This window comes from Serratia sp. CY37869, assembly GCF_052168895.1.
Lineage (GTDB): Bacteria > Pseudomonadota > Gammaproteobacteria > Enterobacterales > Enterobacteriaceae > Serratia > Serratia ureilytica.
In genome coordinates, this window is record NZ_JBJNLU010000001.1 from 1,090,826 (window position 1) to 1,114,960 (window position 24,135).

Below are 24,135 nucleotides of genomic sequence, written 5' to 3' on the forward strand. Positions count from 1 at the left end.
CCTTCCAGTAGACTTTCCCTCTGTGAATCAACGGCCACAGGAGGTGGACTATGCGCAGCTTGCCGATTCGGTTATCGAACAAAATTGATGATGATCTGAACGATATCGCCCGGCGTCACGGGATGGAAAAAACCGAGGTAATCAAAATGGCGTTTGCACTGATTACCCTTGCCGATAAGTACTGGATGAAACAGGATGGTACTTCTCTTGGCATTGTACGGGAGAAGGGTGAACAGCTTGAAGCGGTGGGGCGGGTCGTGGAGATCTTCCCATGAACATCGAAAGCCGTAATCTGCGCGATGAGGCCAGCCAGGTTTATCTGGAGCAGGTCTTGGTCTTCGACGAAATGGAGCGGCTGCGCCTGGCACGCCAGGTGCTGTGCGGGATATTCGCGGTCAGCGTGGGCGTATTCGCCGCCCACGCGTATTGGGAGAAAAACGAAGCGCTGAATCAGGTGTTTGAGCTGGTGAAGATCGGCGCCTTGCCGCTGGTCACGCTGGTGGTCTCTTTTTACTTTCCCAACAGCGCGTCCAGATAAGGCGCCGCGTCAATGCGACTTCATGCCCGCCGCAGTCATCAGCAGGCGGAACAGCGAGGCAACCACGAACAGCCCCAGCACGCTGGCGCTCCAGATGATCACCAGCCAACCGATGCGTTTCCACCAGGGCGCCGGAGCGGCGGCTGCCGTTTTATCTTGCATAGCGTCCTCCTTCCTCAGTGATAGCCGTGTTCATGGCTGATCTTGCCGCGGAACACGTAGTAGCTCCAGAAGGTGTAGACCAGAATGATTGGGATGATGAACAGCGCGCCCACCAGCATAAAGCCGAGGCTCTGCGGTGGTGCTGCGGCGTCCCATAGGCTGATGGCCGGCGGGATCAGGTGCGGCCAGATGCTGATGCCAAGCCCGCTCAGGCCGAGGAACACCAGCAGCAGCGTCAGCATAAACGGCGAGTAGTGCGCGCCGCGTTTCACTCCGCGTTGAATTCCCCAGGCGCTGAGCAGCACTAGCAGCGGTACCGGCAGCAGCCAGAACAGGTTAGGCAGCGTAAACCAGCGCGCGGCGATTTCGGGATGCGCGATCGGCGTCCAGATGCTGACCGCAGCCAGCACCAGCAGCAGGATCGCCAGCAGCGGCGTCGCCAGGTGATACATGCGCGCCTGCAGGTCACCGGCGGTTTTCATCACCAGCCAGGTACAGCCGAGCAGGGCGTAGGTCACCACCAGCCCCAGCCCGCAGAACAGCGCGAACGGCGTCAGCCAGTCCAGTGCGCCGCCGGCGTAGGTGCGGCCTTCTACCGGGAAGCCGTTGATCACGGCGCCCACCACCACACCCTGGCTGAAGGTGGCGAAGAGAGAGCCCCAGATGAACGCTTTATCCCAGATATGGCGCTTCTCCGGCGTCGCCTTGAAGCGAAACTCGAAGGCCACGCCGCGGAAAATCAGCCCGATCAGCATCAGCGTCAGCGGGATCGCCAGCGCGTCGAGGATCACCGAGTAGGCCAGCGGGAAGGCGCCGAACAGCGCCGCGCCGCCCAGCACCAGCCAGGTCTCATTGCCGTCCCACACCGGGGCGACGGTGTTCATCATCAGATCGCGGTCGCCGCTCGCCTTCACCCACGGAAATAGAATGCCGATGCCCAAATCGAAACCGTCCATCACCACGTACATCATGGTGCTGAACACGATGATGACAAACCAAATCAGCGGAAGATCGATACCCATGTTCAGCTCCTGTCGTCCAGAGTGTCGTTGACCGCGGACAGCGGACGCGCCGGGCGGCCCTCGGTATTGTCTTCTTGGTGTTCATGCGGCTGCGGCCCTTTGCGGATCAGGCGCATCATGTAGGAGTAGCCCACGCCGAACACCGAGCAGTAGACGATGATGAACGCCAGCAGGCTGATGCTCATGTGCAGATCGCCGTGCGCGGACACCGCATCCTTGGTGCGCAGCAGGCCGTACACCACCCACGGCTGGCGGCCGATCTCGGTGGTGAACCAGCCCGCCAGCAGCGCCAGCAGCCCGGAAGGGCCCATCCACAGGATGAAGTACAGGAACGGACGCGACTGATAGAGCCCGCCGCGCCAGCGCAGCCACAGGCTCCAGACCCCGGCCAGGATCATCAGCATGCCCAGCCCGACCATGATGCGGAACGACCAGAACACCACGGTGGAGTTGGGGCGATCTTCCGGCGGGAACGATTTGAGCGCCGGCACCTGCTCGGTCAGGCTGTGCGTCAGGATCAGGCTGCCGAGGTAGGGCACTTCCAGCTTGAAGCGGGTCTCTTCACGCTGCATGTCCGGCCAACCGACCAGGATCAGCGGCGTGGCTTCGCCCGGCGGGTTTTCCCAGTGGCCTTCGATGGCGGCGATCTTCGCCGGCTGATGTTTCAGCGTATTCAGGCCGTGCGCATCGCCGATCAGCGCCTGCACCGGCGCGACGATCAGCGCCATCCACATCGCCATCGACAGCATCTTGCGCATCGCCGGCGTGTCGCGGCCACGCAGCAGATGCCAGGCGGCGGACGCGCCGACGAAGAACGCCGAGGAGAGGAAGGCGGCGGTAGACATGTGCAGCAGGCGGTACGGGAAGGACGGGTTGAAGATGACCTTCAGCCAGTCAACCGGCACCACTTGGCCATTGATGATCTCATGCCCCTGCGGGGTCTGCATCCAGCTGTTGGAGGCCAGGATCCAGAAGGTGGAGATCAGCGTGCCGAGCGCCACCATGCAGGTGGCGAAGAAGTGCAGGCCGGGGCCGACGCGGTTCCAGCCGAACAGCATCACGCCGAGGAAACCGGCTTCGAGAAAGAAGGCGGTCAGCACTTCATAAGTCAGCAGCGGCCCGGTAATGCTGCCGGCGAACTCGGAGAAGAAGCTCCAGTTGGTGCCGAACTGGTAAGCCATCACCAGCCCGGATACCACGCCCATGCCGAAGTTAACGGCGAAAATCTTTGACCAGAAGTGATAAAGCTCACGATAGGCTTCATTGTGCGTTTTCAACCATAATCCTTCCAGCACCGCCAGATAGCTGGCTAAACCGATGGTGATGGCGGGGAAAATGATATGGAAAGACACGGTGAAGGCGAACTGTATTCTGGCAAGTTCCAGTGCATCAAGACCCAGCATGGCGCCTCCTAGGGTTGAACATAAATTAACCTCTTGAGTATAGCTGTCATTTTTATGTGAAATGCTTGGCGTTAAGTTAAGCACGGAGTACAGTGCCTATAATAGTGACAGTTATTTTACTTTTTCATATAACAGTTAATGGTTATGACCCGATACGAGCAGCTTGCGCAGCAGATTAGAGAACAGATCCAGAACCGGGTGTGGCGGGCGGGCGACAAGCTGCCTTCGCTGCGCGAGAGCGGCAAACGCGCCGGATTGAGCCTGATGACGGTGGTGCAGTCTTATCAACTGCTGGAGAGCCAAGGGTGGATCGTCGCCCGGCCGCAGTCGGGCTACTATGTGGCGGCGCGTCCGCAGCCGCTGCCGCAGCCTTCGCGCGGCGAGAAACTGCTGCTGAGCGAGCAGGTGGACATCAACGCCTTTATTTTCGACGTGCTGCAGGCCTGCAAGGATCCGGACATCGTGCCTTTCGGTTCGGCGTTTCCCGACGCCACGCTGTTCGCCCAGCCGAAGCTGGCGCGGGCGCTGAGCAGCGTAGCGCGCAAGTTCACGCCGCACAGTTCGCTGGTCAACCTGCCGCCGGGCAACGACGCGCTGCGGCGGCACATTGCCCAACGCTATGCGCTGAGCGGCATGCAGGTCGCGCCGGACGAGATCGTCATCACCGCCGGGGCGATGGAGTCGCTCAGCCTCAGCCTGCAGGCGGTGACCCAACCGGGCGACTATGTGGCGATCGAGTCGCCGGCGTTTTACGGCGCGCTGCAGGCGCTGGAACGGCTGCGGCTGAAGGCGGTGGCGATCGCCACGCATCCGCAGGACGGTATCGATCTGGACGCGTTGCAGCAGGCGGTGGAGCAGTATCCGATCAAAGCCTGCTGGCTGATGACCCACTTCCAGAACCCGCAGGGCGCCACCCTGCCGGAGGCCAACAAGCAGCGTCTGGTGGCGCTGCTGCGCGAACGGCAGATCTGGCTGATCGAAGACGATGTCTATGGCGAGCTGTACTTCAGCGCCGAACGGCCGTTGCCGGCGAAGGCGCTCGACAGCGGCGGCCAGATCCTGCACTGCTCGTCATTTTCCAAATGTCTGGCGCCGGGCTTTCGCGTCGGCTGGGTGGCGGCGGGGCGTTATGCGCAACAGATCCAGCGTTTGCAGCTGATGAGCACCGTTTCCACCAGCGTGCCGACCCAGATGGCGCTGGCGGATTATCTGCTGCACGGCGGCTACGACACCCATCTGCGGCGGCTGCGACGCCTGCTGGCCCAGCGCCAAAGCGCAATGCGTCAGGCGATCGCCCACCATTTTCCGCCGACGGTGAAAGTCAGTCAGCCCGACGGCGGGTATTTCCTGTGGCTGGAACTCGACCCGGCGCTGTCGTCGATGGAGCTGTACCGGCGCGCACTCGCACGGGGTATCAGCATCGCGCCGGGGCGCATGTTCACCACCGGCGACCATTTCAACCACTGCTTCCGTCTCAACGCCTCATTTGAATGGAATGACCGCTTTGAAGAGGCGATAAAAACCTTAGCTAAACTTATCCGGGGGCTGGCGGCGGCCGGCTGAATCGCGTTTTTCCCGCCGCTTCGCCCCAGAAAAATTCATAATGCTTTTTTCGGCAATGGAATGCCGGTTTCGTTGTTAGACAGCCCTCCAGCCGCCCATTACTCTGCGATAAATTTTGTCACATTTTTATCAACGGGTAGACGAGGGGCAGTGGGTGAGTGGAATAAAAAATAAGCTAAACAAACTGTTGCGCTATCGGCTGACGCCGCTGGCGTTGGTCTGCGCGCTGGGATTGAGCACCGCCGCGCAGGCGGAAACGCTGGCCGAAGGCATTACGCCGGCCAGCGACGCCGCTCGGGTGCCGGCCGCCGCCAAACTGCGCAAAGATACCGTCGTGGCGGGCATCTCGGAGCCGCAGGGGATTTTCAACCCGTATCTGTTCACCAACGGCTGGGACGAGAACGTGACCGACGTAATCTTCAGCCGGCTGATCGGCCTGGACAGCCAGGGCAAACCGGAAGGGCGCCTGGCGGAGTCCTGGCAGGTCAGCCCCGATAATCTGACCTACACCATCAAGCTGCGGCCGAATCTGGTCTACAGCGACGGCTCGCCGCTGAAGGCCGACGATATCGCCTTTACCCTGACGCTGCTGCATGACCCGGCCTATGACGGCGATACCGATATCACGCCAGCGCACATTCAGGGCGGCGCCGAGTATAAAAACGGCACCGCGGCCGGCATCAGCGGGCTGAAGGTGATCGACGATCGCACCATTCAGATCGTCACCACCCAACCGGGCGCGACCACGTTGCAACTGATTGGCGGGCCGGTATTGTCGCGGGCTTACTACGGCAAAGACTATCAGCGCGGCAAGCTCGACGGCGTGCGCGCCTTGAACGGCAAGCCGCTCGGCAACGGCCCCTACATTTACGACAAGTACGTGCCGGGGCAGGAAATCCGCTTCCACGCCAACCCGAACTTCTACCTCGGCCCGCCGCCGATGGCGCGCTTTATCTATCGCGTCACCAACCCGGCCACCAACTTCCAGCTGTTCCAGACCGGTGAGACCGACTACGACGCCTTTACCGCCAAGCCGGACGATATCGAACAGCTCAAACTGCTCGGCTTCGCCAATATCAACCTTTACAGCTCGAGCGATTACAGCCGGGTTGATTTCAACCTCAGACGCCCGGCGCTGCAGGACAAGCGGGTGCGTCAGGCGCTGATCTACGGCCTCGATCGGCAAAAACTGATCGCCGTGGTGTACCAAGGGTACGGCAAGGTCGCCAACCAGCCGATTTCGCCGATCTCCTGGGCTTACGACGCCAACGGCATCAATCCTTACGCTTACGATCTCGATAAGGCCAAAAAGCTGTTGGACGAGGCGGGCTGGCAGGTGGGCGCTGACGGCATCCGGCAGAAAGACGGTAAAAAGCTGGAGCTGACGCTGCTGGTGACCAAAAAGCTGATCAACGACGCGCTGGTGCCGATCGCCAAGGATAACTACCGCCGGCTCGGCGTGGTGCTGAAACCGCAGGTATTGGATTTCAACGCGCTGCTGGCGCAGCGCAAGGCGGGCAATTACGACCTGGCGTCTCTCAGCACCAGCACGCTGAACGATCCGCACGACGGCGTACGCGACTTCATCAGCCGCGAGAGCGAGACCGGCTACCACAACCCGCAGGTGGACGCGCTGATCGCCAAAGCCAACGCCACGCTGGATATCGCGCAGCGTAAGCCGCTGTACCATCAGCTGTATCAGGTGCTGGCGGACGATCCGCCGGTGATCCTGCTCGGCAACCGCGAAATATTGAGCGCCAGCAGCGCGCGCGTCACCGGCTTTAAACCGGATATCTACAACGGACTGGTCGGCAGCCTGCCGAACGTCAAACCGGCGCCGTAACGCCCCGATGCCGCCGCGCTATTCCGGGCGGCGGCGATGGAATTCGCGATGAGAAATTTTATCCTGCGCCGTTTGTTGCAGACTATCCCGATGCTGTTGTTGGCTTCATTGCTGATTTTTTGCATCTTCGCCCTGGCGCCCGGCGACTTTATCGACGGCAATATCAACCTGACCGCGCAACGCGCCGCCGAGCTGCGGGCGCTGTATGGGTTGGATCAGCCCTTGTTCAGCCGTTACCTGCATTGGCTTGGCCGGCTGTTGCAGGGCGATCTCGGCTTCTCGCTGCAGTATCAGATCCCGGTCAGCACGCTGCTGAATCAATACATCTGGAACTCGTTCCTGCTGGCGGCGGTGGCGATGGTGCTGTATTGGGGCATCGCGCTGGCGGTAGGAGTGATCTCGGCGATGAAACCCTATTCGCTGTTCGATCATCTGATCACCGTGGCGGTGTTCGCCGCCATGTCGTTTCCGACGTTTTTCCTTTGCCTGTTGCTGATCAAATGGTTCGCCGTCGATCTGCACTGGTTGCCGGCGGGCGGCATGTTGCGCACCGGCAGCGAAGCGAGCGGGCTGGCCTGGGCGCTGGAGGTGGCGGCGCACCTGCTGTTGCCGGTGCTGGCGCTGGTGATGCTGCAGGCCGGCAGCCTGACGCGCTATTTTCGCGCCAGCATGCTGGAGGTGATCCGCATGGACTATATCCGCACCGCGCGCGCCAAAGGGCTCAGGGAGAAAACGGTGATCCTCAAACACGCGCTGCGCAATGCGCTGTTGCCGATCATCACCCTGCTGGGGTTCGAGCTGCCGGGATTGTTCTCCGGCGCGCTGATCACCGAAAAAATCTTCAACTGGCCGGGCGCCGGGCATATCCATATCGATTCGCTGGCGGCGCGCGATTATCCGGTATTGATGGGGTTCACGCTGTTTCTGGCGGCGTTGACCATTCTCGGCAATCTGCTGGCGGACATTCTGTACGCCTACGCCGATCCACGCATTCGCTTGAGGTAACACGATGTGGGTAACGCTGTTTTTCGGGCGCCGTCGCCGCTGGCGCCAGGCGCAGTTGCCGGCGCTGGCGCAGCTGTCTCCGCCGCCCGCCGCGCAGGCCTGGCGCCGTCTGCGTCGCCACCGACCGGCGATGATCTCGCTGGCGCTGCTGGTGCTGTTGGCGCTGCTGTGCCTGATTGGGCCGTCGCTGTCGCCGTGGTCTGACGACGCCGGCGATGTGCTGAACATCAATCAGGCGCCGAGCGGCGCGCATTGGTTGGGCACCGACTTTCTCGGCCGCGATATTTGCACCCGGCTGCTGCTGGCGGGGCGAATATCGCTGACCATCGGCCTGGTGTCGATGCTGCTGTCGGTGACGCTGGGTTATGTGCTGGGGGCGTTCGCCGGTTATCTGGGGGGCGTGGCGGATCGGTTGATCATGCGCTTCGCCGATCTGTTGATGACCATTCCCGGCCTGCCGCTGCTGATCATCATGGGGGCGATGCTGACCGAACTCGACGTGTCGCCGGACTACCGTATCTACATGGTGATGATCATGCTGAGCCTGCTGGGCTGGCCGTCGCTGGCGCGGCTGGTGCGCGGCCAGATCCTGTCGCTGCGCGAGCGGGATTTCATGTTGGCCACCGAAGTGCTGGGGCTCTCCACTCGGCGGCGCCTCTTCGGCCATCTGTTGCCCAATACCGTGCCGATTTTGGTGGTGGTCGCCACCATGGCGGTGGCCAATGCCATCCTCAGCGAGTCGGCGTTGAGCTACCTTGGGCTGGGCGTGGTGCCGCCGACGCCGTCGTGGGGCAACATGATGGACGCCGCCAATAGCCTGATCGACTTTCAGCGCCGCCCCTGGCTGTGGATGCCGCCGGGGCTGGCGATCTTCGTCACCGTGGTGGCGATCAATATCTTGGGCGACGGCCTGCGGGACGCGCTCGATCCGAAAATGAGCGGGGTAAAACGATGAGTCAACCGCTGGTGGCGTTCGACCGGCTGTCGGTGTCGTTTCATGGCGAGCAGGGGCCGGTGCGGGCGGTGCAACAGGTCAGTCTTGAACTGCAGGCCGGGCAAACGCTGGGGATCGTCGGCGAATCGGGCTGCGGCAAAAGCGTGACCGCCATGGCGCTGATGGGGCTGTTGCCGCAGCCGCTGGCGCAGGTAGACGGCGGTGAGATTCGCTTTGAAGGGCAAAACCTGCTGTCGCTGCGGGCATCCAAGATGGCCGATTTGCGCGGCAACCGGCTGGCGATGATCTTTCAGGAGCCGATGAGCGCGCTGAATCCGGTGTTGACCCTTGGCGAACAGCTGGTTGAGCCGCTGATTCGCCACCTGACCCTGTCGCCGAAAACGGCCTGGCGTCAGGCGATTCAACTCTTGACGGAAGTGGGGTTGGCGCGCGCGGAGGCGCTGATGCGCTGCTACCCGCATCAGCTTTCCGGCGGCATGCTGCAGCGCGTGATGATCGCCATGGCGATCGGGTGCCGCCCGGCGCTGCTGATCGCCGACGAACCGACCACGGCGCTCGACGTTACGGTGCAGGCGCAGATCCTGGCGTTGCTGCGCGAGCAGAGCCGGCGACACAACATGGCGATGATCTTGATCACCCACGATCTCGGGGTGATCGCCCAGATGGCCGATCGGCTGGCGGTGATGTACGCCGGGCGCGTCGTCGAGCAGGGAACGACCCGGGAAGTGCTGGACGAGCCGCGACATCCCTATACGCAGGGGCTGATCGCTTCGCGGCCGGTGCCGGGGCAGCGGCGACGCCGCTTGTACTCCATTCCCGGTCAGGTGCCGGATCTGGCGCGGCTGCCGGAGCATTGCGCTTTCGCCGAGCGCTGCGCGCAGGCCTCCGCTCGCTGCCGCGACGGCATTCCGCCGCTGTACGGCTCCCGTCAGCGTCAGTCCGCCTGTTTTCTCAATGCCGGAGGGCATCCGTATGTCGACTGAACCTTTGGTGGAAGTGAAAGGATTAAAGAAATATTTTCCGCTGCGCGACGGGCTGTTCGGGCGCACCACCGGCCAACTGAAGGCGGTGGATGATGTCAGCTTCAGCATCCGCAAGGGGCGCGTTTTCGGGCTGGTGGGCGAGTCCGGCAGCGGCAAAACCACCGTTGGCCGCACGCTGCTCGGCCTGCACGACAAAACCGCCGGTGAGGTGCTGTTCAAAGGGCAGGCGTTGGACGGCCTGAGCAAGGACGCGTTGCGCGCCCTGCGGCCGAAAATGCAGCTGGTGTTTCAGGATCCTTACAGCTCGCTGAATCCGCGTCTGCGCGTGGGCGACGCCATTGGGGAAGCGCTGTTGCAACACGGCCTGGCGAGCAAGGCGGAACTGCGCGAACGGGTGCTCGATACCCTGGCGATCTGCGGATTGTCCTCACAGCATTACGGGCGGTTTCCGCATGAGTTTTCCGGCGGCCAGCGGCAGCGTATCGGCATTGCGCGCGCGTTGATCCTGCAACCGGAATTTATCGTCGCCGATGAGCCGATATCGGCGCTCGACGTGTCGATTCAGGCGCAGATCATCAATCTGTTTTCCGATTTACAGGAGCGGCAGGGGGTGACGCTGCTGTTTATCTCGCACGATCTCGGCGTGGTGGAGCATCTGTGCCAGGATGTGGCGGTGATGTATCTGGGGCAGATCGTTGAGAGCGCCGATCGCGATGCGCTGTTCCGACAACCGCTGCATCCTTACACGCAGGCCTTGTTGGCGGCGGTGACGACGCTGGATGCGCAACGCGCGCCGGCGTGGGTGGCCGGCGGCGAGCCGCCGAACCCCGCCAACCCGCCGCGCGGCTGCCGTTTCCATCCCCGCTGCCCGCTGGCCACGGCGCAGTGCCGCGAACAGGCGCCGCAGCTGCGCAGCGTGGCGCCCGGTCATCAGGTGGCTTGCCACCTGGTCGGTTAGCGTCAGGACAGGTAGTGTTTCAACGCGCGCCCGGCCTGGTGGATCGCCGAATGCACCGCCGGGACGTGGGCGAGCGGGTTCAACAGGCCGTAGTCGTGGATTAGCCCGTTGTAGCGGGTAGAGGTGACCTCGACGCCGGCGGCGTCGAGCAGACGCGCGTAGGCTTCGCCCTCATCGCGCAGCACGTCCAGCTCGGCGGTTTGCACCAGCGCCGGCGGCAAGCCCCGCAGCTGTTCCGGCGTAGCGTTGAGCGGCGAGGCGTAGATGTCTTTGCGCTGCGCCTTATCGGGCGCATAGCTGTCCCAAAACCACTTCATCATATTGCGGGTCAGGAAATGGCCTTCGGCGAACTGATGATAGGAATCGGTATCAAAATGGGCGTGCGTAACGGGCCACAGCAGGATCTGGCAACGCAATGCCGGTAGGCCTTTCTCTTTGGCCATCAGGCTGACCACCGCCGCCATATTGCCGCCGACGCTGTTGCCGACCACCGCCAGCCGTGAACCGTCAACGTTGATTTTTTCGCCATATTCGGCCACCCATTCCGTGGCGGCGTAAGCCAGATTGATCGCCTGCGGATAGTGCGCTTCCGGTGAGCGGGGGTAGTTGACGAACACCGCCGCCGCGCCGGAGCTGTAAACCAGATCGCGCACCAGCCGTTCATGGGTGGGAAAATCGCCCAGCACCCAGCCGCCGCCGTGAAAGAACATGAATACCGGCAATGTCTCCTTGACCCTGGCCGGCCGCACCAGCTGCAGCAGAATATCCTGGCCTTCTACGTGAATGGTTTTCTCGCTGATCTCCACCTCGCGCAGCGGCACGTCTACGCTGCGCTGCGCCGCTTCCAAAACTCTGCGCGCCTCTTTGGGCTTCATTTGTTCCATAGGTTTACCGCCAGCGGCATTCAGCGTCTCGAGAAACGCGCGGATGTCGTGCTGGAGGAGAGGCCGGCTGAGATCGACGGTTCGTTTGGGCATGGTGACTCCTTGTGCGCAGAAGAAAAAGTGCGGTCAGAATCACAGTGTAGTCGTTGGCGCATAAAGCGGGAGCCGCGGCCGGCGGCGATCGGCGCGGTTCGTTTTCCGGGGCGCTGCCGATGGAATAGGCGCTTCGTCGCCGCATTGCCCGATCCTGGCGCAGCGCTGCACCGGGTTGGGGCAAAAAGTGTGATGGCGAGCAAATCGGATGAAATTATTTTTGCGAGCGCGATCAGAAATCCTGAAGTTTTTCGCAATTGAATAGGATTTCGCGAGCAATGATGATTTTAGGCCTTATTTTTTAAATTATGCATTGCAAATGCATATAAAATGAATAAATATGCATTATAAGCCGTTGTTTTAACGTAAAAAATAGCAAAATCCGGCAAAAATCCCGTTTTGGCACGATAGCTGCTCTACACTCTTTATCAAACGACATGTATTTTAACTGCTCGTTAACATTTACTCCCCGCTCAGGGACCGGATAAGCGCCATAAATAGTGAAAAACCGATTTTATGTAACAGATTTGTTTCTAAATCAGCGGTGAGAGACAGCATTTTCTCCGCCGGGAAAGTCGGTTTTGAGCAGCGGTTTTTTTGCATTGTGGCGGCCTAGCCGGGCTTGCGCGGTCCTTACAGTCAAAATTCAGCCTTTGCTGAGATTATGAGGTCACTATGGAACAGCCAATCGCAGTTACCCGCCAGTCTTTCGATGACTGGATGGTCCCGGTTTATGCCCCTGCCGATTTTATTCTGGTGCGGGGTGAAGGATCGCAGGTGTGGGATCAACAGGGTAAGTCTTACATCGATTTCGCCGGCGGCATCGCGGTTAACGCGTTGGGCCATGCGCACCCGGCGGTCAAGGCGGCGCTGGTGGAGCAGGCGGGCAAACTGTGGCATCTGGGCAATGGCTATACCAACGAACCGGTGCTGCGCCTGGCCAAAAAACTGATCGACGCCACGTTCGCCGACAAGGTATTTTTCTGTAACTCGGGCGCAGAAGCCAACGAAGCGGCGCTGAAACTGGCGCGCAAACATGCGCATGACCAGCACGGCGCCGGTAAAGATCAGATTGTGGCGTTCAACAACGCGTTCCACGGCCGTACGCTGTTTACCGTGTCCGCCGGCGGCCAGCCAAAATATTCGCAGGACTTTGCGCCGCTGCCGGGCGGTATCACCCATACGCCGTATAACGATCTGGCCGCGGCGGCCGAGCTTATCAACGATCGCACCTGCGCGGTGATCGTCGAGCCTATCCAGGGCGAAGGCGGCGTGCTGCCGGCGGAAGCCAGTTTCCTGCAGGGGCTGCGTGAACTGTGCGATCGCCATAACGCGCTGCTGATCTTCGACGAAGTGCAGACCGGCGTCGGCCGCACCGGCCACCTGTATGCCTATATGCAGTACGGCGTGGTGCCGGACGTGCTGACCACCGCGAAAGCGCTGGGCGGCGGCTTCCCGATCGGCGCCATGCTGACCACCGATGCGCTGGCGAAAACGCTGGGCGTCGGCACTCACGGCACCACCTACGGCGGCAACCCGCTGGCGACGGCGGTGGCGGGGGAAGTGTTCTCCATCATCAATACCCCGGAAGTGCTGGAAGGCGTCAAGCAGCGCCACCAGTGGTTCATCGACGGGTTGAACGACATCAACCGTCAGTATCCGATCTTTGCCGAGATTCGCGGCGGCGGTTTGCTGATCGGCTGCCAACTGAAGAAAGACTATGCCGGCAAAGCGAAGCAGATCACCCAACTGGCCAACGAAGAAGGCGTTATCGCGCTGATCGCCGGCCCGGACGTGGTGCGTTTCACGCCGTCGCTGATCATCCCTGAGCAGGATGTGAAAGAGGGGCTGGCGCGATTCGCGCGCGCCGTGGCGCGCATTTGCAGCTAATCAGCGGGCTGCGCCTTCATCGGCGCAGCCTGATTCAGAAGAGGTTCGCATTATGATGATTATTCGCCCTATAGAGCGCCGCGATTTGGCGGATTTGCTGACGCTTGCCGGCAAATCCGGTATCGGTCTCACGTCGCTGCCGCAAAATGAAGATACCCTGTCGGCACGCATTGAGCGGGCGTTAAAAACCTGGCAAGGCGAACTTCCGCAAAGTGACCAGTGTTATTTGTTCGTGTTGGAAGACAGCGAGCGCCGGCAGGCGGTGGGGGTCTGCGCGATCGAAGTGGCCGTCGGCCTGGCGGAACCCTGGTACAGCTTCCGCGTCGGCACGCAGGTGCACGCTTCCAAACAGCTGAACGTCTATAAATCGGTGCCGACGCTGTTCCTCAGCAACGACCATACCGGGCATTCGGAACTGTGCACGCTGTTCCTCGATCCGGACTATCGTCACGGCGAGAACGGCAAGCTGCTGTCGAAGGTGCGTTTCCTGTTTATCGCCGCGTTCCGTGAACGCTTCTCCCGCCGTCTGATCGCCGAGATGCGTGGTTTCTCCGATGAAAACGGCCGTTCGCCGTTCTGGGAGAGCGTCGGCCACCGTTTCTTCTCCATCGAGTTCGCCAAGGCGGACTACCTGAGCGGCACCGGACAAAAAGCGTTTATCGCCGAACTGATGCCGAAACATCCGTTGTATGTCGATTTCCTGGCCGAAGACGCGCAGAAGGTGATCGGTGAAGTGCACCCGCAAACCCTGCCGGCGCGCCGCCTGCTGGAGGCGGAAGGCCTGAGCTATCAGGGCTACGTCGATATCTTCGACGGTGGCCCGACGCTGGAAGCCGAAATCGACCACATCCGTGCGGTGAAGCAGAGCCGCCTGGTCAAAGTGGTGCTGGATGACACGCCGATGCGCGCCGATGCGCCGGTCCATCTGGTCGCCAACGACAACTATCAGAATTACCGCGCACTGTTGGTCAATGCCGATCTGTATGACGACCGCCTGCATATCAACGCCGCCACCGCTGCGGCGCTCGGCGTCGAGCAGGGCAGCCCGGTGCGGGTACTCCCCCTTATTGCACAGGAGAAAGCATGATGTCCCATCCTGCACTGTTGATTAACGGCGTCTGGCGGCAGGGCCGCGGCGCGGAGTTCGGCAAGGCCGATCCGGTCGGCAATCAGCCGCTGTGGCGCGCCAACGCCGCCGACGCCGATGACGTCGCCGCCGCCTGCGAAGCCGCGCGCGCCGCATTTCCCGACTGGGCGCGTACGCCGTTCGAGCAGCGCGAACAGCTGGTGAAACGCTTCGCCGCTTTGCTGGAAGAACATAAACAGTCGCTGGCGGAAACCATCAGCCGCGAGACCGGCAAACCGCGCTGGGAAACCCTGACCGAAATTCAGGCGATGATCGGCAAGGTGGGCATTTCACTGCAGGCCTATCAGGCGCGCACCGGTTTTAGCCAGACGGCGATGGCCGACGGCGCTTCGGTGCTGCGCCATCGCCCGCACGGCGTGCTGGCGGTGTTCGGGCCTTACAACTTCCCCGGCCATCTGCCGAACGGCCATATCGTGCCTGCGCTGCTGGCCGGAAACTGCGTGGTGTTCAAGCCGAGCGAACTGACGCCGCTGACCGCCGAGGAGACCCTGAAGCTGTGGCTGAAGGCCGGTCTGCCGGACGGGGTGATCAATCTGGTGCAGGGCGGCCGGGAAACCGGCGAGGCGCTGGCGGCCAGTGCGAATATCGACGGCCTGTTGTTCACCGGCAGCGCCGGCACCGGTTACCACCTGCATCGCCAATTGGCGGGGCAGCCGGAGAAGATCCTGGCGCTGGAGATGGGCGGCAACAACGCGCTGATCGTCGATGGTTTCGAGGATCGCGACGCGGCGGTCAACCTGGCTATCCAGTCGGCGTTTATCTCCGCCGGCCAACGCTGCACCTGTTCACGCCGCATTTTGGTGAAGCAGGGGGCGGAAGGCGACGCCTTTATCGCGCGTTTGGTTCAGGTGGCGGGCGAGCTGCGCGTCGGCCGTTGGGATGCCGAACCGCAGCCGTTCATGGGCGGCGTAGTGTCGGCGGCCGCGGCGGAAAACATGCTGAAAGCGCAGCAGCGCTTGCTGGCGCTGGGCGGTAAATCGCTGCTGGCCATGCGTCTGCTGGAGCCGGGCAGTTCGCTGCTCAGCCCGGGCATCATCGAGCTGACCGGCGTGGCCGGCGTGCCGGACGAAGAGTACTTCGGGCCGTTGACCACGATCGTGCGTTACCGCGATTTCGACGAGGCCCTGCGGCTCGCCAACCAGACGCGCTACGGCCTGTCGGTGGGATTGGTCTCGCCGCAGCGCGAGCTGTTCGAGAGGCTGCTGCTGGAAGCGCGCGCCGGCATCGTCAACTGGAACAAGCCGTTGACCGGGGCGTCCAGCGCGGCGCCGTTCGGCGGCGTGGGGGCTTCCGGCAACCATCGCCCAAGCGCCTTCTATGCGGCGGACTATTGCGCCTGGCCGATGGCGTCGCTGGAAAGCGAAAGCCTGTCGCTGCCGGCGACGCTCTCGCCGGGCTTGTCGTTCCGTTAATCGTCTGCGGCGGCGTCATGGCGTCGCCGCAGGCCATCCCCAGGGGATAGCCATGTCAGGATATGAAGTCAATTTCGACGGTTTGGTGGGGCCAACGCACCACTATGCCGGGCTGTCGTTCGGTAACGAGGCCTCTACGCAGCATCAAAACAGCGTATCGAACCCGCAGCTGGCAGCGAAGCAGGGGCTGCTGAAAATGAAGGCGCTGGCCGATCTCGGTTTCCAGCAAGGGGTATTGCCGCCGCAGGAGCGGCCGCATTTGCCGATGCTGCGTCGCCTGGGCTTCAGCGGCAGCGATGAGGCGGTGCTGGCGCAGGCGATGCGTCAATCGCCGCGTTTGCTGTCGGCGCTCAGCTCGGCGTCCTGCATGTGGACCGCCAATGCGGCCACGGTGTCCCCCTCGGCGGACAGCGCAGACGGCAAGGTGCATTTCACCGCCGCCAACCTGAACAATAAATTCCACCGCGCCATTGAAGCGGAAACGACCACCGACGTTTTGCGGGCGATGTTTAACGACGACCGGCATTTCGCCCACCATGAAGCGCTGCCGCAGGTGGCGTTGTTTGGGGACGAAGGGGCGGCCAACCATAACCGGCTGGGCGGCGATTATGCCAGGCGCAGCGTGCAGGTGTTCGTTTACGGTCGCCAGGAGTTTGGCGGCGAAACGGCGCCGGCGCGTTATCCTGCGCGCCAGACGCGCGAAGCCGGTGAGGCGATCGCTCGCCTGCACCAATTGGACGAGCAGCATACGGTCTTCGTGCAGCAAAACCCGGCGGTGATCGACCAGGGCGTGTTCCATAACGACGTGATTGCGGTCAGCAACCAGAACGTGCTGTTCCACCACCAGCAGGCGTTTTACCGCCAGCAACAGGCGCTGGATGAAGTGCGCCGCAAGATGGCGACGCTGGACAGCGAGCTGGTGGCGATCGAAGTGCCGACGGAGCGCGTCTCGGTGGCGGACGCGGTGGCGACTTATCTGTTCAACAGCCAAATTCTCACCAAGCCGAACGGCAAGATGATGATCGTGGTGCCGGAAGAGTCGCGCCAGCATGCCGGCGTGTGGCGTTATCTGAACGAGATGGTCGGCAGCGGCGGCCCGATCGATGAAATCCGCGTGTTCGATCTGCGCGAAAGCATGCGCAACGGCGGCGGCCCGGCCTGCCTGAGGCTGCGGGTGGCGCTCAACGATCAAGAGCTGCGGGCGGTGAATCCGCGCGTCATGATGAACGATCGGCTGTTCGCGACGCTGAACGAGTGGGTGGATCGTCATTACCGCGATCGCCTGACGCAGGATGACCTGGCCGATCCGCTGCTGCTGCGCGAAGGGCGCGAGGCGTTGGATTCGCTGACGTCGATCCTCGGTCTCGGGTCCATCTATCCGTTCCAACGATAAGGGAGGCTGCATGATCGATCTACTGCCCCTGACGCTGGAGGGGAAAGAACCCGCCGAATGGCAGGGCGAAACGCCGCAGCTGCGCTGGCGTTGGCTGGGGGAAGGGGTGTTGGAGCTCACGCCGCGGCAGCGTTATCGCCAGGCGTTGGTGGTGTCGGCGGGCGTACACGGCAACGAAACCGCGCCGATTGAACTGCTCAATCAGTTAATCGGCGATCTGTTGAGCGGCCGCTTGCCGCTGGCGGTGCGGCTGTTGGTGGTGCTGGGCAACCCGGCGGCGATGCGGGCGGGCAGGCGCTATCTGCACAGCGACATGAACCGCATGTTCGGCGGCCGCTACCGCAACTTCGCCGCCAGCGGGGAAACCGCGCGCGCCCAGCAGTTGGAGCGCACGCTCGCCGCTTTTTTTGATGGCGAACAGGCGGCGCGTTTCCATTACGATCTGCACACCGCCATTCGCGAGTCGCATTTGCCGCGCTTTGGCATTTTGCCCTTCCAGAAGCGCCCGTACAGCGAACCGATGCTAAAGCTGCTGGATGCCGCCGATTTGGATGCGCTGGTGGTGCACAGCGCGCCGGGCGGGACTTTTAGCCACTACTCCAGCGAACATCTCAATGCGGCGAGCTGTACGCTCGAGCTGGGTAAAGCGCGGCCGTTCGGCAGCAACGATCTGCAGCAGTTTGCCGCCATCGATCGCGCTTTGCGGGCGGCGGTCAGCGAGGGGCCGTTGCCGGAGCGCGCGGGCGAGGCGATCCGGGTATTCCGTGTGATGCATTCGTTGATCAAACACAGCGAGGATTTCAAGCTGTACCTGGATGATGACACGGCCAACTTCACCGAGTTGAAACCGGGGATGTTGCTGTGCGAGCAGCCGCAGGAAGACTATCGCGTTGGCCAAGAGGGCGCGTGGATTCTGTTCCCTAACCCCACTGTGGCGCTGGGCTTGCGTGCTGGAATGCTGTTGAGCGAAGTTTCCCGTTCTACGCTGTATTGATTTATCCTCGGTGGCGCCGTCAGCGCGCCGCCGTTATTCTCCCCATTATTTCATTCTGCTATTTCCCGCTATTTTAATTGCCGTAAGGCGAATTTTATTCGTCCTATAGGGATTTCTTTACGTGAATGAATAAAGGCCGTATTCAGCCGTTATCGGAAAGCCTTAATTGCCTGGTGACTTTGTTAAGATAAAAATGTGAAATAAGTAACGTTTTTAATAACCATGCTAATCTTGTTGTTACTTTTGAATCGCGCAGAAAGCACGCAAAACGAAACCAAAATGCACTAAATTGGTGCATTGCACCGTTTTGGTTATAAGTTATGTGATAAAAATTTCTTATATTCAATGGGTTATGCATTCTCTTTTTTGAAATATATGGTTACAAATAAACATGCTTTCTCCTCGTTGTTTCATGAACTTTTTGATTTTAAGTTTTGATTCATGATGCTAATGTCACATCACCCCAGCATTAGGGGAGCTCATAAAATACCAAAAGATAAAATCACAGCCCAAATTATAAATTGGGCGTGACGGGCAGGGTTCTAATTATAATATCTAGGAAAATAAATGATGAAACGCAGTGTATTAGCCTTAGCTGTCGCCCTCGGGGCGGTCACCTCCTTCGCCAACGCGGCTGAAATCTACAATAAAGATGGCAATAAACTCGACCTGTACGGCCGCGTTTCGGCCAAACACGTTTTCAGTAAAGATAAAAGTGAAGACGGAGATAAAACGTACGTTCGTCTGGGCTTTAAAGGCGAAACCCAGATCAACGATCAGTTGACCGGTTACGGCCAGTGGGAATACAACGTTCAGTCCAACCACGATGAAGCGCAGGGCACCACCGGCACCAAAACCCGTCTGGGCTTCGCCGGCCTGAAGTTCGCCAACTATGGCTCGTTCGACTACGGCCGTAACTACGGCGTGGTGTACGACGCCGAAGCTTATACCGACATGCTGCCGGAATTCGGCGGCGACTCCTACAGCTACACCGACAACTACATGACCGCGCGCTCCAACGGCCTGGCGACCTACCGCAACCGTGACTTCTTCGGTTTGGTGGAAGGCCTGAACCTGGCGTTGCAGTACCAGGGTAAAAACGACGGTGACGGCCGCAGCGTGACCAAGCAAAACGGCGACGGTTACGGCATGTCTCTGGACTATCAGGACATCGGCGGCACCGGCATCGGCGTCGCGGCGGCGTTCTCTGATTCCAACCGTACTAGCGACCAGAAAGCGCTGAAGTATGGTAAAGGGGATAAGGCCACCGCCTGGACCACCGCAATCAAATATGACGCCAACCAGGTCTATCTGGCGGCCATGTATGCCGATACCCGCAACATGACGCCGATCAGCGGCAATGGCGTCTCCGGCTTCGCCAACAAAACGCAGAACTTCGAAGTTGTGGCCCAGTACCAGTTCGAAAACGGTCTGCGTCCGTCTCTGGCCTACGTGCAGTCGAAAGGCAAGGATATTGAAGGGATTGGCGATGTCGATCTGGTGAAATACGTGGAAGTGGGCGCGACTTACTACTTCAACAAAAACATGTACACCTACGTCGACTACAAGATCAACCAGTTGAACGACGACAACAAACTGAAGCTGAGCACTGACGACATCGTTGCCGTCAACCTGACCTACCGCTTCTAAGCTGCAATTCCATTACCCTCATCCTGTGTCGGGATCGGTAATCAGGCAGGGCGCAAGCCCTGCCTTCGTTTGTATCGCGCGCTCAGCCTTTTGGCGCCAACCCCACCAACTCGATGGCCGAACGCAGCGCGGCAAACCGCTGCTGATCCTGCTCTCGCTCTATCTCTGTCACCAGCTGCGAAAGAATATTGCCGCCGGATACCTTTTTATGGTTTTTGATTAACTGCAACACTGCGTCGCCTAACGCCAGGCTGACGTTGCGCAGCAGAATTTCATATTGCTCGTTGGAATGAGCCGATGCTGACATGACCTTTCTCTGTCTTTCTTCTTCGGGAGCCGCAATTTAGCAAAACAGCGGCCTTATGCCTCGGAGGAAGATGCAGTTTCCGATGAAATCAGAAATTCCTCAGCATCAGGCGGGGAGGGGATCAAAAATCCGAGTATTCGCTGGCCGGCAACCAGAAGCCGTCAATAAATTCTTCCATGGGATAACAGCCGGCGTGACGCAGGTTCTGTTCCTTCATTGCCACCAGGCATTGCGGTTCGTCGCGCAATATGTCCACCACCATTTCACTGCAGCCGCCATCCAGATAACAGACAAACATCACCAATGCGTACATCTTGCAGCCTCCTTCGTCGAGCCGCCTTGTCTGCAACAGTGTAGGTAAAAAAGCGCGATTTTTCAGCATCATTGCGCGATAAAACGCCAATGAGGCGCCGCAGACGGCACTTTCGGAATTCTCTAGCCGTTTCTGGGGGCGAGAGCGGATGGCAGATCCTTTTGACGATGCTAAGCTTAACAAGCCTTACATCAACGCATTAGTGCAACCATCAAAAGGAGTGAATATGGGCTTGTTTAACTTTGTCAAAGAAGCGGGCGAAAAACTGTGGGACACAGTCACCGGCAATGCCTCCGCCGAAGATCAAAGCGCCAAACTCAAGGAGCATCTCGATAAGAGCGGCCTGCCGGGCACCGACAAAGTCGATGTGCAGGTGGTCGATGGGAAAGCGGTGGTGACCGGCGATGCCGTCAGCCAGGAGCTGAAAGAGAAGATTCTGGTGGCGATCGGCAACGTAGCGGGCATCAGCGGTGTGGAAGACAAGGTGGCGGTAGCGCAATCCGACGCCGAGAGCCGCTTCTATACCGTGAAGAAGGGCGATACGCTGAGCGCAATCTCCAAAGAGATGTACGGTAACGCCAATCTCTACAACAAAATTTTCGAAGCCAACAAGCCGATGCTGTCGAGCCCGGACAAGATCTATACGGGACAGGTGCTGCGTATCCCGCAATAACGCCTCTGTCTCCCCTGGCCCGGCGATGTGCCGGGCTTTTTTTTGCCTCCGCTATAAGCATCTCTTATTTCCCTTCCCTCTAAATAAAAGTTACACATACCGTGTGCCTGCGCTCGCCGGCCCGCGGCGGCGGTGTTGACCCTGGGGGGGAAAGTTGGTAGCGTCATGGCCCGGTTGCGGACTGAGCAGCCGAAGGGGGATTTCGCTCCCCCATTCTGAGGGGGTGTCTTGCCCCATCAAACAGCAATGCAGCAGTTGAACGAGTGAAAGCCGATTTAGTGAAACAGCAGCGTAACGCCTTGACGGATAAAAACTACAGAGAAACCTTGGGTGATGCGCAATTTGCGATCGTCGTTTTGGCGATTGCGTCCTGCTCACTGATCATTTTTACGTTGGCGGTCACGCTGTGGCTGACCTGACGTCATTAACTAGGGGAGAGAAAATGGAGCCCAATCTCCACGATGAAACCAAACTGTTGGCGATTATCGGCCTGTTGGTTTCTGTACTGCTGGTCGTGTCGATTCTCTTCGGAGTGACTTATTTCTCCGATCTCAGGCATGCCCACGACGATATCGATATTAAAAGCTGCTACATCAAAACACCTTAATCCGCGTGAGCGCGGCTGAGCGTCGTCGCTCTCCAGGGGGCGTTGTCCTGTGCTAAGCTGGGGCGATTATCCTTGGCGAATCGGCGCCATTCAGGAGGTCTTTGCGATGAGTCAGTCACGTCCTACGCGCTTTTCACCCTCACGCGAGTGCCCTGTCGTTGACGGCGCGCGCCAGATCCAGCGTATTGCCGTGCGCAATGCTGAAGTGGGTGGCATTCCTATCAACCGCGCGTTGCCAACCCGGGAGCGGCGCACCGTCGGCGCCTGGTGTTTTCTCGATCACGCCGGCCCGACGGTATTCAACGGCACCGCGCCCGGCATGGACGTAGGGCCGCATCCGCACACCGGTCTGCAAACCTTTACCTGGATGATCGAGGGTGAGGTGCTGCACCGCGATAGCCTCGGCAGCGAACAGTTGATCCGTCCGGGGCAGGTCAATCTGATGACCGCAGGGCACGGCATCGCGCATACGGAACAGTCGGTGGGCGAGGACCGACGACTGCACGCCGCACAATTGTGGATTGCGTTGCCGGCCGAATATGCCGACATGGCGCCGCGATTCGATCATTATCCCGATTTGCCGCAGTGGCGGAATAACGGCGTGAATCACCGTTTGCTGGTCGGGGAATTTGGCGCTTATCGTTCACCGGTGTTTACTCTTTCGCCATTAATCGCCATTGATATGGAATGGCAAGAGGCGGCGACGGCGCAATTGCCGCTGCGCGATGATTATGAAATCGGCTTTTTGCCCCTGATTGGTGCATTTGAACTTAATGGTGAAACATTTTCACCTGACGCATTCACCTATTTAGGCATGGGTAATAACTCTATTGAGTTAAATGCAGAGAAGGGCAGCCGGGGATTATTAATCGGTGGAGCGCCGTTAAATGAAGAGATCCTTATCTGGTGGAACTTCGTTGGCCATACCAAAGCGGAAATTATTCAGGCTCAGCGCGATTGGGAGCAGGAAACGGATCGTTTTCCGGCGGTCAGCGGTTATTCCGGTGAGCGCATGGCCGCGCCACGCCTGCCGTGGAGCGAAGTTTGATAGCGTTAGGATATAATCGCCGAGATTATTCGACTTATTTCGCTCTAATAACGCGCAATAAATGTGATCGCGGCTCCAGCTTCACGACAATATAAAGTTTCTCAACGAAATAGTGATCTGACGCATATAATGATAAACGGAAGAAGATTAGGATAATCCTCAGGAAGTCAGGTTGTCTCCCGTTAGTCTGATGTCAGTGAGGTCATTATGAGCCAAGTTCTTTATCGTGCAAGACTGTCCCATGTCGTGGTTGCCACGGCGCTGTTTTGGGTCTCTGTCGCGGCATTGTTGGTTGCCGTATTACACTAACCTCAAAAAATGACTCCTGCATAAACCCGCTTCGGCGGGTTTTTTTATCTTGGATGGTGAGCGATATTCACCCATCACTTATACTTGACGGCATCCCCATTTCGCTATTTGGATAATCATGAAGCTCATTGCTGACATTGTTCTGCTGCTTATCGCGGCGCTCCACCTTTATATCCTGGTATTGGAAATGTTCCTGTGGTGCGCGCCGATCGGCAGGCGAGCATTCGGGACGACGGCGGAGTTCGCCGCGGCCACGCGGGTCTTGGCCGCCAACCAGGGGCTGTACAACGGTTTTCTGGCGCTGGGCCTGGTATGGGGCTATTGGCGTGAAGATGTGGCGCTGCAGCTGTTCTTTCTCGGCTGCGTGCTGGCGGCCGGTGTGTTCGGCGGGCTGACCGCCAGCCGCAAGATCCTGTGGGTGCAGGCGTTGCCGGCCGCGATCGCGCTGCTGGCGGTCTGGGGCGCGCGTTAACCCGCCGGTTGACGGCGGGCGAAAATCAGGCGGATTTTTGGTGAATGACGTGCAGCGGCGGATCGATGTGCAGATCGACGCTCAGATCCTGGCGGAAATCGTAAGGCGTGATATTAAAACGCTTTCTGAACATGTAGGTGAAGTGGGACTGTGAGCCGAAGCCAAAGTCCAGGGCGATATCGAAAATCGACGCTTCACTGCTGCGCAGTTGATAGACCGCGCCGGCCAGACGGCGTTCACGAATGTATTTGCCCAGCGAAATCCCTGTCGCTTCTTTGAACAGCTTCTGCATGTGCCACAGCGAGTAGCCGGAGTACTCGGCCAGCTCTTCGAGATGGATCACTCGTCCGAGGTGAGTTTCGACCCATTTGCTGAGGGCGCAGACCAATGAGAGATGGTGTTCTTGTATCATCAGTGCGTCAGTGTGAGATCTACATAGCGGTGAAGTATACACAACTTGCCGCCGCGGACAAAAAACGCCGCCGATGACGGGGCATGATTCGGAAAAACC

26 protein-coding genes are annotated in these 24,135 nt (G+C 59.8%); 19 read left to right on the forward strand and 7 right to left on the reverse strand.

The window, feature by feature from the left end:
* Window positions 1-50 precede the first annotated feature (50 nt).
* Window positions 51-275, forward strand: coding sequence for a hypothetical protein (locus tag ACJ8J1_RS05205; RefSeq protein WP_025303190.1), 225 nt, complete (start codon window positions 51-53; stop codon window positions 273-275).
* Window positions 272-538, forward strand: coding sequence for a hypothetical protein (locus tag ACJ8J1_RS05210; RefSeq protein WP_033643416.1), 267 nt, complete (start codon window positions 272-274; stop codon window positions 536-538). The genes ACJ8J1_RS05205 and ACJ8J1_RS05210 overlap by 4 nt, the downstream gene beginning before the upstream one ends.
* Before the next feature lie 9 nt (window positions 539-547).
* Here ACJ8J1_RS05210 and ACJ8J1_RS05215 read toward each other — a convergent pair whose 3' ends face one another.
* The 3 genes from ACJ8J1_RS05215 to ACJ8J1_RS05225 are packed head-to-tail and all read right to left on the reverse strand — an operon-like array spanning window position 548 to window position 3,125.
* Entirely contained in the window at window positions 548-700 is a 153-nt protein-coding gene (locus ACJ8J1_RS05215) for a DUF2474 domain-containing protein (RefSeq protein WP_004934619.1), read from the reverse strand.
* Window positions 701-714: 14 nt separating this feature from the next.
* Window positions 715-1,722, reverse strand: a complete 1,008-nt coding sequence (cydB, locus tag ACJ8J1_RS05220) for a cytochrome d ubiquinol oxidase subunit II (protein WP_033643414.1) — start codon at window positions 1,720-1,722, stop codon at window positions 715-717.
* A 2-nt stretch (window positions 1,723-1,724) separates the two neighbouring features.
* Window positions 1,725-3,125, reverse strand: a complete 1,401-nt coding sequence (locus tag ACJ8J1_RS05225) for a cytochrome ubiquinol oxidase subunit I (protein WP_004934615.1) — start codon at window positions 3,123-3,125, stop codon at window positions 1,725-1,727.
* Window positions 3,126-3,269: 144 nt separating this feature from the next.
* Between ACJ8J1_RS05225 and ACJ8J1_RS05230 the strand changes: the two genes are divergently transcribed.
* The 6 genes from ACJ8J1_RS05230 to ACJ8J1_RS05255 all read left to right on the forward strand — a co-directional run bounded on the left by ACJ8J1_RS05230 (window position 3,270) and on the right by ACJ8J1_RS05255 (window position 10,432).
* Window positions 3,270-4,688: an aminotransferase-like domain-containing protein gene (locus tag ACJ8J1_RS05230; protein WP_033643413.1), complete on the forward strand. Its 1,419-nt coding sequence runs from the start codon at window positions 3,270-3,272 to the stop codon at window positions 4,686-4,688.
* A gap of 154 nt (window positions 4,689-4,842) precedes the next feature.
* The gene (locus ACJ8J1_RS05235) at window positions 4,843-6,531 is read left to right on the forward strand and encodes an ABC transporter substrate-binding protein (protein ID WP_033643412.1); all 1,689 of its coding nucleotides are present in this window, start codon (window positions 4,843-4,845) and stop codon (window positions 6,529-6,531) included.
* Window positions 6,532-6,579: 48 nt separating this feature from the next.
* Window positions 6,580-7,536, forward strand: coding sequence for an ABC transporter permease (locus tag ACJ8J1_RS05240; protein WP_004934604.1), 957 nt, complete (start codon window positions 6,580-6,582; stop codon window positions 7,534-7,536).
* Between the two features lie 4 nt (window positions 7,537-7,540).
* A complete protein-coding gene (gene opp4C / locus ACJ8J1_RS05245) occupies window positions 7,541-8,491 on the forward strand; it encodes an oligopeptide ABC transporter permease (protein WP_033643410.1) in 951 nt (316 codons plus the stop codon).
* Entirely contained in the window at window positions 8,488-9,474 is a 987-nt protein-coding gene (locus tag ACJ8J1_RS05250; protein ID WP_033643409.1) for an ABC transporter ATP-binding protein, read from the forward strand. Before opp4C ends, ACJ8J1_RS05250 begins: the two co-directional genes overlap by 4 nt.
* Entirely contained in the window at window positions 9,464-10,432 is a 969-nt protein-coding gene (locus tag ACJ8J1_RS05255) for an ABC transporter ATP-binding protein (RefSeq protein WP_033643408.1), read from the forward strand. The genes ACJ8J1_RS05250 and ACJ8J1_RS05255 overlap by 11 nt, the downstream gene beginning before the upstream one ends.
* A 2-nt stretch (window positions 10,433-10,434) precedes the next feature.
* Here the strand turns inward: ACJ8J1_RS05255 and ACJ8J1_RS05260 are convergent, their stop codons facing one another.
* Window positions 10,435-11,409, reverse strand: coding sequence for an alpha/beta hydrolase (locus tag ACJ8J1_RS05260; protein ID WP_033643407.1), 975 nt, complete (start codon window positions 11,407-11,409; stop codon window positions 10,435-10,437).
* 675 nt (window positions 11,410-12,084) lie between these two features.
* Here ACJ8J1_RS05260 and ACJ8J1_RS05265 point away from each other — a divergent pair.
* The 6 genes from ACJ8J1_RS05265 (at window position 12,085) to ompC (ending at window position 19,895) form a co-directional block, all read left to right on the forward strand.
* On the forward strand, window positions 12,085-13,299 hold the full coding sequence (locus ACJ8J1_RS05265; protein ID WP_015378175.1) for an aspartate aminotransferase family protein: 1,215 nt from the start codon (window positions 12,085-12,087) through the stop codon (window positions 13,297-13,299).
* A 52-nt stretch (window positions 13,300-13,351) separates the two neighbouring features.
* Entirely contained in the window at window positions 13,352-14,386 is a 1,035-nt protein-coding gene (astA, locus tag ACJ8J1_RS05270) for an arginine N-succinyltransferase (RefSeq protein ID WP_004934585.1), read from the forward strand.
* Entirely contained in the window at window positions 14,386-15,858 is a 1,473-nt protein-coding gene (gene astD, locus ACJ8J1_RS05275) for a succinylglutamate-semialdehyde dehydrogenase (RefSeq protein WP_033644293.1), read from the forward strand. The genes astA and astD overlap by 1 nt, the downstream gene beginning before the upstream one ends.
* A gap of 52 nt (window positions 15,859-15,910) precedes the next feature.
* Entirely contained in the window at window positions 15,911-17,251 is a 1,341-nt protein-coding gene (gene astB, locus ACJ8J1_RS05280; protein WP_033643406.1) for an N-succinylarginine dihydrolase, read from the forward strand.
* A gap of 10 nt (window positions 17,252-17,261) precedes the next feature.
* On the forward strand, window positions 17,262-18,245 hold the full coding sequence (gene astE / locus ACJ8J1_RS05285) for a succinylglutamate desuccinylase (RefSeq protein ID WP_033643405.1): 984 nt from the start codon (window positions 17,262-17,264) through the stop codon (window positions 18,243-18,245).
* 567 nt (window positions 18,246-18,812) lie between these two features.
* Window positions 18,813-19,895, forward strand: coding sequence for a porin OmpC (gene ompC, locus ACJ8J1_RS05290; protein ID WP_033643404.1), 1,083 nt, complete (start codon window positions 18,813-18,815; stop codon window positions 19,893-19,895).
* A gap of 82 nt (window positions 19,896-19,977) precedes the next feature.
* On the opposite strand, the gene ACJ8J1_RS05295 is transcribed toward ompC, so the two are convergent.
* Both ACJ8J1_RS05295 and ACJ8J1_RS05300 read right to left on the reverse strand, forming a co-directional pair.
* Window positions 19,978-20,202 carry a biofilm development regulator YmgB/AriR family protein gene (locus tag ACJ8J1_RS05295; RefSeq protein WP_033643403.1) on the reverse strand — a complete coding sequence of 75 codons (225 nt, stop codon included), beginning with the start codon at window positions 20,200-20,202 and terminating at the stop codon, window positions 19,978-19,980.
* A gap of 121 nt (window positions 20,203-20,323) precedes the next feature.
* Window positions 20,324-20,515, reverse strand: a complete 192-nt coding sequence (locus tag ACJ8J1_RS05300; RefSeq protein ID WP_004934567.1) for a YebW family protein — start codon at window positions 20,513-20,515, stop codon at window positions 20,324-20,326.
* Window positions 20,516-20,741: 226 nt separating this feature from the next.
* Here ACJ8J1_RS05300 and lysM point away from each other — a divergent pair, with 226 nt between their 5' ends.
* From lysM to ACJ8J1_RS05325, 5 genes are all read left to right on the forward strand, one after another.
* Window positions 20,742-21,188: a peptidoglycan-binding protein LysM gene (lysM, locus tag ACJ8J1_RS05305; RefSeq protein ID WP_033643402.1), complete on the forward strand. Its 447-nt coding sequence runs from the start codon at window positions 20,742-20,744 to the stop codon at window positions 21,186-21,188.
* Between the two features lie 263 nt (window positions 21,189-21,451).
* The gene (locus ACJ8J1_RS05310) at window positions 21,452-21,607 is read left to right on the forward strand and encodes a hypothetical protein (RefSeq protein ID WP_162882310.1); all 156 of its coding nucleotides are present in this window, start codon (window positions 21,452-21,454) and stop codon (window positions 21,605-21,607) included.
* 23 nt (window positions 21,608-21,630) lie between these two features.
* On the forward strand, window positions 21,631-21,795 hold the full coding sequence (locus ACJ8J1_RS05315) for a hypothetical protein (RefSeq protein WP_162837199.1): 165 nt from the start codon (window positions 21,631-21,633) through the stop codon (window positions 21,793-21,795).
* Window positions 21,796-21,901: 106 nt separating this feature from the next.
* Entirely contained in the window at window positions 21,902-22,843 is a 942-nt protein-coding gene (locus tag ACJ8J1_RS05320; RefSeq protein ID WP_442520328.1) for a pirin family protein, read from the forward strand.
* 427 nt (window positions 22,844-23,270) lie between these two features.
* Complete coding sequence (locus tag ACJ8J1_RS05325; protein WP_033643400.1) at window positions 23,271-23,624, forward strand: DUF1304 domain-containing protein; 354 nt, start codon at window positions 23,271-23,273, stop codon at window positions 23,622-23,624.
* Between the two features lie 25 nt (window positions 23,625-23,649).
* Here ACJ8J1_RS05325 and ACJ8J1_RS05330 read toward each other — a convergent pair whose 3' ends face one another.
* A complete protein-coding gene (locus tag ACJ8J1_RS05330; protein WP_004927697.1) occupies window positions 23,650-24,036 on the reverse strand; it encodes a helix-turn-helix domain-containing protein in 387 nt (128 codons plus the stop codon).
* Between the last annotated feature and the right edge of the window lie 99 nt (window positions 24,037-24,135).